The following is a 14,255-nucleotide window of genomic DNA, read 5'->3' as shown; positions in this document are numbered from 1 at the left end:
AATGACGCATCCCCACGCTTCGAAGCGGCTTCGCTTGTTACTCATGCGTCTATCCACAGGAGCAGCAGATGGACAGCAAGACATTCACGGCAAACGTCGACGATGCCGCCGATCTGAAGGCGACGGCAGACGGCGCGCAGCTTTCCTGGTACGCCGAAGCGGGACCGCGCGCACGCCGCGCGTTCTGGAGCTGCAAGGTCGGCTACATGCTCGACGGCATGGACACGCAGATGCTGTCCTTCGTCATTCCGACGCTCGTCGCCACGTGGGGCCTTTCGCTCGCGGACGCCGGTTTCATCGGCACGATGACGCTGCTCTCGTCCGCGCTTGGAGGCTGGATCGCGGGGATTCTGTCCGACCGCATCGGCCGCGTGCGCACGTTGCAGCTCACCGTGCTGTGGTTCGCGGTGTTCACCGCGTTGTGCGGACTCGCTCAAAACTACGGCCAGTTGCTCGCCGCGCGCACGCTGATGGGCTTCGGCTTCGGCGGCGAATGGACAGCGGGCGCCGTGCTGATCGGCGAGGTGATCCGCGCACGCGATCGCGGCAAGGCGGTCGGCCTCGTGCAATCGGGCTGGGCGCTCGGCTGGGGCATGGCCGCCCTGCTCTATGCCGTGCTGTTCTCCGTGATGGCGCCCGAGCTTGCATGGCGCGCGCTGTTCCTGATCGGTCTCGTGCCGGCGCTGCTCGTGGTCTTCATTCGCCGCTACGTGAAAGAGCCTGAAGTGTTCGAACAGGCGAAGGTGGCGCAGCAGGAGGCACAAGACAAACCGCGCTTCACCGAAATCTTCGCGCCGCGCCTGCTTTCGACGACGCTGCGCGCCGCGCTCCTCACCACCGGCGCACAAGGCGGCTACTACGCGATCACGACGTGGCTGCCGACCTTCCTCAAGACCGAGCGTCATCTCACTGTGATGGGTACGGGCGCTTATCTGGCGATGATCATCGCGGGCTCGTATGTCGGCTATCTGTGCAGCGCCTGGCTCACTGACCGCATCGGCCGCAAACCGAACTTCATTCTGTTCGCGCTCGGTTCGATGGCGATTGCCTTCGCGTACACGTCGTTGCCGCTCACGAATGCGTCGATGCTGTGGCTCGGTTTTCCGCTCGGCTTCTTTGCGTCGGGCATCTTCTCCGGTATGGGCGCGTTTCTCACGGAACTCTTTCCGACCCGCGTACGCGGCTCCGGACAGGGCTTCTGCTACAACGTCGGCCGCGCGATCGGCGCGCTCTTTCCCGTGCTGATCGGCACGCTGTCGAGCCGCTACGGGCTCGGCACGAGCATCGGGATGTTCGCGGTGGCGGCGTATGGCGTGCTGATCCTCGCCGCGCTCACGCTGCCGGAAACGCGTGGCCGCGAACTCGAATCGGCCTGAACAACGCGCTCTCACTCCGTTACCTCTTTCGAATCGCACCTCTCGACACCATGAAGCAAGATCACCACTCCGATGTTTGCACGCCATCCCGCTGGCAATTCTGGATTGACCGCGGAGGCACCTTTACCGACATCGTCGCGTGCCGCCCGGACGGCACGCTCACCACGCACAAGCTGCTCTCCGAGAACCCCGAGCAGTATCGCGATGCGGCGGTCGCCGGGATTCGTCATCTGCTCGGACTGCGCGACGGCGAAGCCATCACGCCGCACGACGTCGAGATGGTGAAAATGGGCACGACAGTCGCGACGAACGCGCTGCTCGAACGCAAAGGCGAACCGGTTGCGCTCGTCACGACGCGCGGCTTTCGCGACGTGCTACGGATCGCGTATCAAAACCGTCCTCGTCTTTTCGATCTCGACATCGCGCTGCCCGAGGCGCTCTACGAGCGCGTAGTGGAAATTGACGAACGCATGAGTGCGCAAGGCGACATCGTCGCGCCGCTCGATCACGCCGCGGCCGAACGCGCGCTCCGTGAAGTCTATGGCAGCGGCATCCGCGCGCTCGCCATCGTGCTGATTCACGGCTATCGCCATACCTCGCATGAACGCGAACTGGCGGCGTTGGCACGTCGTATCGGCTTCACGCAAATCTCCGTCTCGCACGAAGTGTCGCCGCTGATGAAAATGGTTTCGCGCGGCGATACGACGGTGGTCGACGCGTATCTCTCGCCGATCCTGCGCCGTTACGTCGATCAGGTCGCGCACGAAATGCCGGGCGTGAATCTGCAATTCATGCAGAGCAGCGGCGGCCTGACGCGCGCGGACGTGTTCCAGGGCAAGGACGCGATTCTCTCCGGACCGGCGGGCGGTATCGTCGGCATGGTCCGCGCGGCACAGGCGGCGGGCTTCGAGCGTGTGATCGGCTTCGACATGGGCGGCACGTCGACGGATGTCTCGCACTTCAACGGCGAGTTCGAGCGCGTGTTCGAAACGCAGGTGGCCGGTGTGCGCATGCGTGCGCCGATGATGAGCATTCACACGGTGGCGGCCGGCGGCGGTTCCGTGCTCGGCTTCGACGGCGCGCGTCTGCGTGTCGGCCCCGATTCGGCCGGCGCGAACCCCGGCCCGGCTGCGTACCGGCGCGGCGGTCCGCTCGCCGTCACGGACTGCAACGTGATGCTCGGCAAGATCCAGCCCGACTATTTTCCGCGCGTGTTCGGTCCGCATGCGAACGAGCCGCTCGATCACGACGTGGTCGTAAAACGCTTCCAGACACTCGCCGATGAAATCTTCGCGGCGACAGGCCAGCGTCGCACGCCCGAAGCCCTCGCGGAAGGCTATCTGGAGATCGCGATCGGCAGCATGGCGAACGCGATCAAGAAAATCTCCGTGCAGCGCGGCCACGACGTGTCGCAATACGTGCTGACGACGTTCGGCGGCGCCGGCGGCCAGCACGCATGCGGCGTGGCCGACGCGCTCGGCATGACGAGCGTGTTCGCGCATCCGCTTGCGGGCGTGCTCTCCGCTTACGGCATGGGTCTCGCGGACCAGACGGCCATGCGCGAACGCGCCCTCGAAATCAAGCTTGACGACACTTCGCTGCCCACGATCGAAGCCGCACTCGATGCCCTCGCCGACGAAGCCACGCGTGCCCTGCTCGAACAGAACGTGGATGCCGCGCTCATCACGACCGAGCGGCGCGTGCATCTGCGCTATCAGGGAACCGATTCGCCGCTCTCCGTGCCGGCAGGCCCTGTCGACGAAATGCGCGCCGCGTTCGAGGCGGCTTATCGTCAACGCTACGCTTTTCTGATGGCGGATACGCCGCTCATCGCCGAGCTTGCGTCCGTCGAAGCGATCGGTCATTCAGATGCTCCCGTCGATACGAGCGACCTTGCGCCTCGCGACGCAAACAACGCACTCGGTGCGCAGACTGTCGTGCGGATGTATTCGGGCGGTGCATGGCACGACACCGCGCTCTATCAGCGCGATACGTTGCGTGCGGGCGACACGCTCGACGGTCCCGCGATCATCGCCGAAAAGAACGGCACGATCGTGGTGGAGCCGGGCTGGCAAGCGGTGCTGACCAGCCAGGGCAACGTGGTGATGACGCGTGTGCAACCGCTCGCCACGCGCCGCTCCATCGGCACCGACGCCGACCCTGTGCGCCTCGAAATCTTCAACAACCTGTTCATGTCGATTGCCGAGCAGATGGGTTTGCGTCTGCAGAACACGGCGTATTCGGTGAACATCAAGGAGCGCCTCGACTTCTCGTGCGCGATCTTCGACGACGCGGGCAACCTGATCGCGAATGCGCCGCACATGCCGGTGCACCTTGGCTCGATGGGCGAAAGCATCAAGACGGTGATCGAGCGCAACCGGGGTGCGATGCGCGACGGCGACGTGTTCATGCTGAACGACCCGTATCACGGCGGCACGCATCTGCCCGACGTGACCGTGATTACGCCCGTGTTCGCCGACGGTTCTTCCGAGCCGCTCTTTTACGTCGGCTCGCGCGGTCATCATGCGGATATCGGCGGGATTACGCCGGGTTCGATGCCGGCTTCTTCGTCGCATATCGACGAGGAAGGCGTGCTGATCGACAACTGGCAACTGGTGTCCGCGGGCGTGTTGCGCGACGCCGAAACGCGCGCCTTGCTCGCATCGGGCCGTTATCCCGCGCGAAATATCGCGCAGAATATGGCCGATCTGCGCGCGCAGGTGGCCGCGAATCAGAAAGGCGTGGACGAGTTGCGCCGCATGGTCGCGCAATTCGGCCGCGACGTGGTACTCGCTTTCATGCGTCACGTGCAGGACAACGCGGAAGAAGCGGTGCGCCGCGTGATCGGCGCACTGAAGGACGGCAGCTATCGCTACGAACTCGATAACGGCGCCGTGATCAACGTGGCGATTCGCGTCGATGCCGCCACGCGCAGTGCCACAGTCGATTTCACCGGCACATCCGCGCAGTTGCCGAACAACTTCAATGCGCCGAAGGCAGTGTGCATGGCGGCGGTCTTGTATGTGTTCCGCACCCTCGTCGGCGACGATATTCCGCTCAACGCCGGCTGCCTGAAGCCACTTTCGGTGATCGTGCCGGAGCGCTCGATGCTGAACCCCGTTTATCCGGCGGCGGTGGTGTCGGGCAACGTAGAGACGTCGTCCGTGATCACGAATGCGCTGTATGGCGCGCTCGGCATCGTGGCATCGAGCCAGGGCACGATGAATAACTTCACGTTCGGCGACGCGCGCTACCAGTACTACGAGACGATTGCGGGCGGCAGCGGCGCGGGCGATGGTTTCGGCGGCGCGGACGCCGTGCAGACGCACATGACCAATTCGCGCCTCACCGATCCCGAAGTGCTCGAATGGCGCTACCCGGTGCGGCTCGAATCGCATCTGATCAACGCGGAATCGGGTGGCGCGGGACGCTGGCGCGGCGGCAATGGCGCGATCCGGCGCATCCGTTTTCTTGCGCCAATGACGGCGTCGATTCTGTCGAATAACCGCATTCATGCGCCTTTCGGCGCGCGTGGCGGGCTGGCGGGAAAACGCGGCAGCAATCGCGTGGAGCGCGCGGATGGTCAGATCGTCACGCTAGGTCATATCGCGAGTGTCGAAATGGGGCCGGGAGATGTGTTCGTGGTGGAAACGCCGGGCGGTGGGGGTTTTGGAGATTCGGCGCAGGCGTTCCCGCTTTAAGGCCGCTGCGGTTGAGCCGGCTTCTATCCAGGGGCTTATTGCCCCGAGCTGCCGGCTCGGCCGCCCGCCCGCAACCCGGTCCCGGTTCGGCTTGAGGCGTTGGCGACGTCGCTAACGCCCTACGCGAACGCCGTCGCTTCGCGAACTTATGCCGTCGCCGACGTACGCTGACGATTAACGAGCTGATTGTCCTTGCCTTCGACGAATCGAGTCAGCCCGATGTCGAATTCGATTTCCTTATATGCGTCGGCCTTGAGACCCAGCGCAGCGCCGCCTGTCTTCTCGACCACGCGAGGAATGAGATCCTCGCGCGTCGCGTACGCAAAGTCGTCCCAGATCAGCGGATCGCCTTCGATGTTGATCTGTGTGGTCAGCTTACGGAAGTTGTCGCTTGTGACGAAGAAATGCACGTGCGCCGGACGATTGCCATGCCGTGCGAGCACGTTCAGCAATTGCTGCGTCGAACCGTGCGGCGGACACCCGTAGCCTACGGGCATGAGCGTACGGAACTCGTATTTGCCGTCTTGTCCCGTCTTCACCGCACCGCGCAAATTGAAGTCGCTTTGTGCGCCGGTCGGATCGAAATGGGAGTAGAAACCCTTTGAATTGGCATGCCAGCATTCAACGACGGCACCGGCGACAGGCTTGCCGTCGGGACCAGTGACGGTGCCGCGAATGACAAGCGGCCCAGCCTCTTCGTCTGAGTTGATGTCGATCTTCGCGACGCCGTCGCGCAGCGGCGCGCCTGCCACATACAACGGACCTTCAATGGTGCGCGGCGTGCCGCCGTGAATGTCCGCGTGACGGTCTTCTGCATCCATGCGAATATCAAGGAACTTCTCGAGACCGAGACCCGCGGCGAGCAATGCCGCTTCCCCATCGCGACCGAGTCGATTGAAGTAGTTCACGCCGGCCCAGATTTCATCGGGCGTCATGTCAAGATCGTCGATGGCTTTGAACAGATCGCTTAGCAGCCGATGCGTGATCTGCTTTGCCCGTACATTGCCGTCCTCGCTACCGAGATTGGCAGCGGCCGAAAGCAGGTCCTGAACTTCCTTCGCTTCAAAAACGTTGACGCTCACGATGTTGTCTCCATAGGGTATTGCGGGGTATGGCGCAGCGTCTGCTCTCTTGCGACACCACGCTGGATGTCACGCGTCGTCTTCGCGAACCGACGACGGGTGACGGCACAACGGCGTCACTGAAATGCTCATGTACGGGAACAACGGCAAAGCAGTGAGGATGTCGTGCAGTTCAGCATTGCTTTCGACGTCGAAGATACTGAAGTTCGCGTACTCGCCTGCGAGCCGCCAGATATGCCGCCACTTGCCGCTGCGCTGCAAGGCTTGCGAATAGGCTTTCTCACGCGCCTTGATTTCGTCGGTGGCATTCGCGGGCATATCCGGCGGAAGGTTCACATCCATGCGTACGTGGAAAAGCATCTTGTTTTCTCGTCAGAAATTCGGCTACTTGATGACCTTGACCAGTCCGTCACGCGTAAAGCGTTTGATCCGGTCTGTGTCCAACTCGATGCCGAGGCCAGGGCCGTTCGGCACGGTGAGTCCAAAGTCACTGTAATCCAGCGGTTGTGTGAGGATTTCTTCCGTAATGAGCAACGGACCGAAAAGCTCGGTGCCCCATTGCAGGTTGGGCAAGCTCGCAAAAAGCTGTGCCGACGCGATCGTGCTAACCGCCCCTTCCAGCATGGTCCCGCCGTAAAGCTCGATCCCCGCCGCGTCGGCAATGGCGGCGACACGCTGCGCCGCAAAGAGCCCCCCGCTTTGTTCGATCTTGATCGCGAAGACGTCGGCGCCTGCTTGCTTCGCGATTTCGAACGCGCTTTGGGGACCTTGCAGGATTTCGTCCGCCATCAAGACGACGGGAAAACGGCGCATCAGGCGCGCGAGCGCTGCCGCGGATGCGACGGGTTGCTCGACCAGATCGCAGCCTGCATCGACAAGCGCGGGAATAGCCCATGCCGCCTGCGTTTCACTCCAGGCCATGTTGACGTCCACCCGCACGGACCCTCGATCGCCGAGTGCGCGCTTGATGTCGGCGACGTGCTTGATGTCTGCCTTGACTTCCTTCGCGCCGATCTTGAGCTTGAAGATCCTGTGCCGACGGCGCTCGAGCATCATCTCTGCTTCCGCAATGTCCCTGTCTGTATCGCCCGATGCGAGCGTCCAGGCCACCGGCAGACGCTCGCGGTGCCGCCCGCCCAAAAGTTCGCTGACCGGTACGCCGAGGCGCCTGCCATGCGCATCGAGCAACGCGGTTTCCAGCGCGCTTTTCGAGAAGTGATTGACCCTGACAAGCTTGGCGAGATGTGCCATGAGCAACTGAACGCGCGTCGCATCGCGGCCGATGCTGGCGGGTGCAAGATACGCATCGGTCACGAGCTTCATCGACTCTGGACTCTCCGGACCATACGCCATGCCGGCGATCGTCGTGGCTTCGCCAATTCCCGTGATGCCATCGCTACAGAACACCTTCACCAGCATGAGCGTCTGGCCGTGCATGGTGGCGACGGAAAGCTTGTGGGGGCGAATCGTCGGCAGGTCGACGAGACAGGTTTCGATGCGTTCGATCGTCGCTGAAGTCATTGCGATAGGTTCGGTACGTCCGACAGGATGTTGGCCAGTTCGACGACACGTTAATTTGGTCGCACCACATTCGTCAAATAGATCAAATGTGCGTGATGTTATCCATACCGTTGATGATTCGATTTACGTTGAAGAGCGAGCATGCCCTAGGTGCGCCCGCACGCTCGCACTCGAGACATCGCTTCAAAACTTGTGGCGGATGCCCACGCGGACCGTGCTTTGGCGGTCGCTCGTCGAGGGCGTGAGGTTGTTGATCGCCGCAACCGCAGCGGTGCCGGTGGAATCGATGCCTGATGCTTTCTGGTACACGCCGATCAAATAGACATCGGTTCGCTTGGACAGGAAGTAGTCGGCGCCCAGGGCGCCCTGATAGTACTTCGCGCCCGGAACGTTGCCGGTAGCCGAATCGACATCGCCGCCTTTCGTGTAGTCGAATGCCGCGCCGAGCACGAGCGCGGGCGTCAGTTGATACTTGAAGTTGACTTCGACGTTGTTGAAGTTTGCATTGCCGGTGTACCCCCGCGGATTGGGCCCGGAGTTCACGGTATCGCCGAGGTTTTTGAACTGCGCGTTGGAGTATGTCGCACCCAGGGTGGCCGGTCCGAATGCGTAGGCCGCGCCCGCCGCGACCACTTGATAAGTGCGCGCCGACGCATAGCCGCTATACACCGGCGACGAGATGAAGTTCGCGCTCGCGGCGGGCGGGGTGCTCGCGCCGTTGTCACCAAAGAAACCGACGTTCGGATTGCGCGCGTTCAGGTAGCCGACGCCCAGCGTAAGCGGCCCGTTCGCGTAGCCCGCACCGAGCGACCATAGCTGGTTGCGCGAGACCGCGCCGGCCACACCGCCGAGACTATAGACGCCGCCAAACGTAAATCCGTAGTATTGCGTACTAGCGAACTTGATGGCGTTGTTCACCCGATATGCGTTGTTGAGGTTGTCCAAATCGCCCGGATGAGCGCCGATATATCCCGCCCACTGCGTGCCGGACTCGAACGGGCCCACATAGTCGACGACTGAATCGTATTGACGCCCGATCGACACGGTGCCGTAAGCACTGGACAAGCCCACGTACGCCTGCCGACCGAACATCAGGCCCTGGGTACTGCCGCGATTCTTTTGCGCGAGCGAGCCGTTGTTGAGATCGAAGCCGTTCTCTATAACGAACAACGCGGCGAGTCCGCCACCAAGCTCTTCCCTACCCTTCAGCCCCCAGCGGCTGGCCTGCATAACGCCGCTCGACAGGTTGTAGAGATTGTGACCGCCTGAGTTCGAGGTCCAGTTGAAGCCATCGTCGACGATTCCGTACAGGGTCACCGCGCTTTGCGCCTGCGCCGTGCCTGCAATTGCAAGTAGCGCCAGAGAAGTTCCCAAGGCAAGTCTCATACGTTCGGGTTCCATGCGAGCCGTTCTATTTAATGACGCAATGAAGGTTCATTGCAGTGATGAGGGCGATGCGCCACGCAGTCTGCGGTCGCACGTTTCACGCGGCAAATAAACCAAAAGCATGACGGTCGATAAGCGTGATTGATATGTGATGCAACGCGAGGGTTAGCACGTACGGAACGCGGAGGCACATGCACCAAATTCATGTCGCCCATTTTTGTCCCGAATTTGACCGCTGTTGTCGAGGCTCATATCGTGGGCACATCGCATCGATACGACCCGCGCCGCTTCTTGAGCATCAGGGAAGCGGGAACCATCACATCATGTTTTCTCCCACCATGAACCCTGAAGCTCTGAACTCCGATCTAGGCGCGCTCGCTCAATCCCGACCCGCGCGTCCCGTAAGCAATGTGCGCCGTGCCGTCACCACGGCAGTGCTCGGCCAAATCCTTGAGTGGTATGACTTCTTCTTGTACGGCACCGCCGCCGCGCTTGTTTTCGGCAAGCTGTTCTTTCCCGTCGGCACCGATCCGCTGACCGGCACCATCGCCGCATTCGGCGGCTTCACGGTCGGCTTTATTGCGCGGCCGATCGGCGGAGTGCTTTGCGGCCATATCGGCGACCGTTACGGCCGCAAGGTGGTGATGATGCTTACCCTTCTCACGATGGGCACCGCCACGGTCCTGATGGGCGTTTTGCCCACGTATCAGCAGGTCGGCATTGCGGCGCCCGTCATGCTGGTATTGCTGCGCATTCTTCAGGGGCTGGCAGCAGGCGGTGAATGGAGCGGCAGTATCCTGCTCATTCACGAGAACGCGCCGCAATCGAAGCGCGGTGCGCTCGCGGCATGGAGCCCCTGCGGCGCCGCACTCGGCTTTGTCTTGTCCACGGGCGCTTTCCTTCTGGTGCAGAACCTTCCGGCGGGTGATTTTCAGAGCTGGGGCTGGCGCCTTCCGTTTCTCGCCAGCGCCGCACTCGTCCTCCTGGGCCTCTGGATGCGCCGCTCCGTTGGAGAGAGCGCCGCGTTCGCCGAAGTGAAGAAGACGCGCCACGAAAGCCGGATGCCTGTCATTGAAGTGCTGCGCCAATGCCCGCGCGAAGTGCTCACGGTGTTCGGCCTGCGCTTCGGCGAAGGCGCGGCGTCCTACCTCTTCTTCGCATTTTCGATCGCCTACGGGCAGTTCCTCGGCATCAAGTCGAGCTGGATTCTCAGCGGTCTGTGTATTTCGATGCTGTTGATGATCCCGGTTTCGCTGTTCTTCGGCTGGGTAACCGACAAGGTCGGACGCAAACCCGTGTATCTCGCCGGTGCGATCGCCATCGTGCTTGTCGCATGGCCGTACTTTGCGCTGCTCGGCTCAGGCGAGTACTGGAAGGTCGTTGCCGCGCTCGTCCTGGCGAACAGCATCACGCTTGGCATTCTCGAAGGCGCACAACCCGCGTTCATCAGCGAAATGTTGCCGGTGCATCTGCGTTTTTCCGGACTCGGCATCGGACGCGAAGTCTCTTCCGTACTCGGTGGCGGCCTCTCCCCGATGATCGCCACCGCGCTGCTCGCGCACTATCACAGCGCCGTGCCGGTCGCCATCTACCTGGGCGTGCTCGGACTCATCACCGTCATCGCTACCTTGCTCGCGCGCGAGACGTATCCCAAAGCGATGCGCGCCGCAGCACGTCAGCAAGCCGAATGACATCGACACACCATTAACCGAGAGGTATCAAGCATGCAAGCCCTTCAAAGCGAAGCAATCATCGATTCGCAAAACGACTATCCCGAGTACGCGGGAACCCTGTCGCTCGATGCGCTGATCGAAGAAATCGAGCGCCGCCGCGACGAATTCGATGTCGTGTCTCACGTGCCGCGCGATATGGTTGGCAAGATGAAGCGCGCGGGCATTTTCCGCGCGAGCACACCCAAGCGTTTTGGCGGCGACGCGCTGCCGCCTGCGCGCTTCCTGGAGATGCTCGAACGCATCGCGATCGCGGACGGTTCAGCCGCCTGGGTCGCAGCATTCGGCTCCGCCAACACGTACCTCGCGTCACTTCCGGTCGAAACGCAGGCGCGTACTTACGCAACCGGTCCTGATCAGGTTTTCGCGGGCGGCTTGTATCCGCTGCAAAAGGCCGAGCGCGCGCCCGGCGGCTTCCTTGTGTCGGGACAATGGCGCTTCGCCAGCGGCTGCAAGGGTGCGGACTGGATCGGCGTAGGAATCGGCGGGGCACCTGCTAGCACAGACGATAAGAACGCCGGCAAGCCTTTCACTGCCGTCTTCCCGGCGAGCGAAGTGGAGATCGTCGATAACTGGAATGTGGTCGGCATGCAGGGCACGGGCAGCCACGATCTGCGTTTGAAAGACAAATACGTCGAGGAGCAATGGACCTTCGTGCGCGGGGGCACGCCATTGATCGACGAACCGCTCTATCGGTATCCCGCCGTTGCCTACCAGGCCCAGGTCCATGCGGCAGTGAACATCGGTCTCGCGCGCGCCGCGCTCGATCTGCTGGCGGGAATGTCCGGGGTGACAAAGACGACGACAGGTGCGCCGCGTCTTGCCGATCGCGCCTACTATCGCTCGGGGCTCGCACACGCGGAAGCGCAGTTGCGCAGTGCGCGGGCGTTCTTCTTCGAGTGCGCGGAAACATCCTGGCGCACGGTGCTCGCTGGCGACCCGGTGTTGCCGGCAGAAGCCAATTTGTTGCGTCTGTCGGCCACGCACGCGGCCCACACCTGCGCCGATATCGTCATGCAGGCGTACAAGATGGCGGGCATCGGCGCGATCTATCGCGAGAACCGGATGCAGCGTCTGGTACGCGATTCGATCGTTGTCACCCAACACGCCTTCCTCGGCGAAGGCAATTACGACGCATCGGGCGCGATCTTCGTGGGCATTCCGCCCGTCACGCCGTATCCCTGAATCTGCGAACCCTGAAAGGACACCAGCCATGACCCACGATCAAGCGCGTGCACAATTTCGCAACGCAATGGCCTCGCTCGGCGCGGCCGTCAACGTCATCACCACGGACGGACCACACGGACGCAGCGGTATCACGGCAAGCGCCGTTTGCTCGGTGACCGATACGCCGCCAACGATGCTCGTCTGCATCAATCAGTCGAGTTATGTTCACGACGTGCTGCTCAACAACGGCCGCGCGTGCATCAATGTGCTCGGCGCGCACGCGCAGGAACTGGCGCGCATTTTTGCGGGCATGGATGGATGCTCGATGGAGGAACGCTTCGCGCGTTGCGGCTCGCGGCCGGGCGCACTGCAACTTCCTGTGCTCGACGATGCCATTACGAGTCTCGAAGGACGCATCGTCGACAGCAAACAGGTCGGCTCGCATTCGGTTCTTTTCGTACAGGTAGAACACATCGGCTCCGGGGAAGGCGGCGACGGCCTCGTGTACTTCGGCCGGCAGTTTCATCGGCTTGCCCGTGCGGCCGTATCCTGCGAGACGGCGTGACCATGCAAGTGTGCCTGTTTCTGATCGGTGCGAGCGAACAGCAACCGCTGCTCGATGTCGCGCCGCTGCGGCGCATCGACGGCTTGCGCAACCTCATCGAGCATGAACCTATCGCGCAAAGGGTCGATCCGCGCATACCGCCGGCTGCCAATGCGCCATCGTGCGTGCTGCAGTTATATTTCGATGAACTCGCCGCGCTCGAAGCGGCCGCGACCCGCGATGGGCCGATTCACCGCGTGCTGCAGGCACAATCGGAAGTCGAGCGCTTCGCGCAGCAAGTCATGGCGGTGCGCGCGCTAGTGTCATCCACGCCGGGAGGCCAAGCGCGCCCGCAGCGGTGTACTTATCTTGTCGCGTACGAAGGCCCGGCCGAAGACTTCGACACATGGCTCGCACATTACCTGCAGCATCACGCGCCTCTGATGTCCACCTTGCCCGCGCTGCGTGAGGTGGAGATCTATACGCGCATCGAGTGCGCCATCGGCCTGCCGTGTGCGCGCGCGGACGCGATGCAACGCAACAAGGTCGTATTCGACGACGCGTCAGCGCTCGCCGACGCACTCGCTTCGCCGGTGCGCGACCTGATGCGCCGCGATTTCCATACCTTGCCACCCTATCAAGGAGGCACGCCGCATTTTGCAATGCGCAGCACATACGGTAATCTCGCCACACATTGATACCCGCATGGCGCGACCTGCGCTCGTTCGTGAGTGAACCGTATGACCAAGCTCAACCTCGGTCTCGCCGATCTGAATCTGTTGCGCGTGTTCCTCGCCATCTGGGATCTGCGCAGCCTCACCGCCGCCGGCGACCGTCTGGAATTGACGCAGCCTGCGGTCAGTCACGCGCTACGTCGCTTACGCACGCTGTTTGACGATCCACTTTTCGTGCGCACGCCCAGCGGCATGGTGCCGACCGATGCTGCGCATCGACTGTACCCGCCGCTCGCGCAGGCGTTGTCGATCATCAATGAAGCCGTCCAGCAGGTTGCCAAGTTCGATCCCGCGACGGCGAGACGCGTCTTTCGCATCTCGATGTCGGACATGTCGGAGTTCTTTTTCCTGCCACCGCTTCTGGCGCTGCTCGACCGCGAGGCGCGCGGCGTTCGCATCGAAGTGGTCAATGTTCCGGTGGAATCCGTAAGCGCCGCCATGCGCGCCGGAGAAATCGATCTTACTCTGGGCTATGTGCCGGGTCTCGACGCGGGATGTGTGAGCCAGACGTTATTCGTCGACGAGCATGTCTGCGTGGTGCGCGCACATCATCCCTTAGCCAAGTCACGGCCGACACGCGAAGACCTGGCCGCCTTGCGCTACGTCTACGCCAGCACCAACGCGACGGGTCATCGCATGGTCGAGCAATGGCTGGACGAGCTTAATCTCAAGCGCGATGTCATCGTCCGATTGCCGCATTTTGTCGTTGCGCCTGAGATCGTGATGAACACGGACCTCGCCGTCATCTTCCCCAAGAGCATTGCGCGGCGGTTCAATCGTGGCAAGGCCTTCCGCATTCTGCCCCTGCCCTTCGCTTTACCCCCCATCGAAATACAGATTCATTCGCACACACAGTTCGCCAACGATCCGGGCGTCGCGTGGTTGCGCGAGACCCTCTCCGCGATGTTTCGTCAGCCCGAAAACTGACACTTATTTGCCGCGCTGATATCAGGACTTCTTTTCGGCGAATTTGACGGCTATCAGTCTCAACTCGACACTGTCTGTCATGCGAAG

The 14,255-nt window shown here is 62.2% G+C and carries 11 protein-coding genes; 7 read left to right on the top strand and 4 right to left on the bottom strand.

What is annotated here, in order from left to right:
* Positions 1-68: 68 nt before the first annotated feature.
* Together LY284_RS04880 and LY284_RS04875 are read left to right on the top strand one after the other, a co-directional pair.
* Positions 69-1,376 (top strand): MFS transporter, encoded by a 1,308-nt coding sequence (locus LY284_RS04880; RefSeq protein WP_045450582.1) that lies wholly within the window; start codon positions 69-71, stop codon positions 1,374-1,376.
* Positions 1,377-1,426: 50 nt separating this feature from the next.
* Positions 1,427-5,077 (top strand): hydantoinase B/oxoprolinase family protein, encoded by a 3,651-nt coding sequence (locus LY284_RS04875; protein WP_233384722.1) that lies wholly within the window; start codon positions 1,427-1,429, stop codon positions 5,075-5,077.
* A gap of 146 nt (positions 5,078-5,223) precedes the next feature.
* Here the strand turns inward: LY284_RS04875 and catA are convergent, their stop codons facing one another.
* The 4 genes from catA to LY284_RS04855 all read right to left on the bottom strand — a co-directional run bounded on the left by catA (position 5,224) and on the right by LY284_RS04855 (position 9,066).
* Positions 5,224-6,159: a catechol 1,2-dioxygenase gene (gene catA, locus LY284_RS04870; protein WP_014191434.1), complete on the bottom strand. Its 936-nt coding sequence runs from the start codon at positions 6,157-6,159 to the stop codon at positions 5,224-5,226.
* 69 nt (positions 6,160-6,228) lie between these two features.
* Positions 6,229-6,519 (bottom strand): muconolactone Delta-isomerase, encoded by a 291-nt coding sequence (catC, locus tag LY284_RS04865; RefSeq protein ID WP_014191435.1) that lies wholly within the window; start codon positions 6,517-6,519, stop codon positions 6,229-6,231.
* A gap of 24 nt (positions 6,520-6,543) precedes the next feature.
* Entirely contained in the window at positions 6,544-7,680 is a 1,137-nt protein-coding gene (locus LY284_RS04860) for a muconate/chloromuconate family cycloisomerase (RefSeq protein WP_014191436.1), read from the bottom strand.
* A gap of 183 nt (positions 7,681-7,863) precedes the next feature.
* Complete coding sequence (locus LY284_RS04855; RefSeq protein ID WP_041731064.1) at positions 7,864-9,066, bottom strand: porin; 1,203 nt, start codon at positions 9,064-9,066, stop codon at positions 7,864-7,866.
* 338 nt (positions 9,067-9,404) lie between these two features.
* On the opposite strand from LY284_RS04855, the gene LY284_RS04850 reads away from it, so the two are divergent.
* Genes LY284_RS04850 through LY284_RS04830 form a run of 5 tightly spaced genes read left to right on the top strand, consistent with a single transcriptional unit; the run spans position 9,405 to position 14,168 of the window.
* On the top strand, positions 9,405-10,757 hold the full coding sequence (locus tag LY284_RS04850; RefSeq protein ID WP_085952604.1) for an MFS transporter: 1,353 nt from the start codon (positions 9,405-9,407) through the stop codon (positions 10,755-10,757).
* A 33-nt stretch (positions 10,758-10,790) separates the two neighbouring features.
* The gene (locus LY284_RS04845) at positions 10,791-11,981 is read left to right on the top strand and encodes an acyl-CoA dehydrogenase family protein (RefSeq protein WP_233384719.1); all 1,191 of its coding nucleotides are present in this window, start codon (positions 10,791-10,793) and stop codon (positions 11,979-11,981) included.
* Between the two features lie 28 nt (positions 11,982-12,009).
* Positions 12,010-12,528, top strand: a complete 519-nt coding sequence (locus tag LY284_RS04840) for a flavin reductase (RefSeq protein ID WP_014191440.1) — start codon at positions 12,010-12,012, stop codon at positions 12,526-12,528.
* Positions 12,529-12,530: 2 nt separating this feature from the next.
* Positions 12,531-13,205: a hypothetical protein gene (locus LY284_RS04835; RefSeq protein ID WP_041730402.1), complete on the top strand. Its 675-nt coding sequence runs from the start codon at positions 12,531-12,533 to the stop codon at positions 13,203-13,205.
* Between the two features lie 42 nt (positions 13,206-13,247).
* On the top strand, positions 13,248-14,168 hold the full coding sequence (locus LY284_RS04830; RefSeq protein ID WP_014191442.1) for a LysR family transcriptional regulator: 921 nt from the start codon (positions 13,248-13,250) through the stop codon (positions 14,166-14,168).
* Positions 14,169-14,255 lie beyond the last annotated feature (87 nt).

Source organism: Caballeronia sp. PC1 (assembly GCF_021353155.1).
In the GTDB taxonomy this organism is placed as follows: domain Bacteria; phylum Pseudomonadota; class Gammaproteobacteria; order Burkholderiales; family Burkholderiaceae; genus Caballeronia; species Caballeronia cordobensis.
The sequence above is the reverse complement of the archived record's forward strand: the minus strand, read 5'-3'. Positions and strand labels throughout refer to the sequence as shown.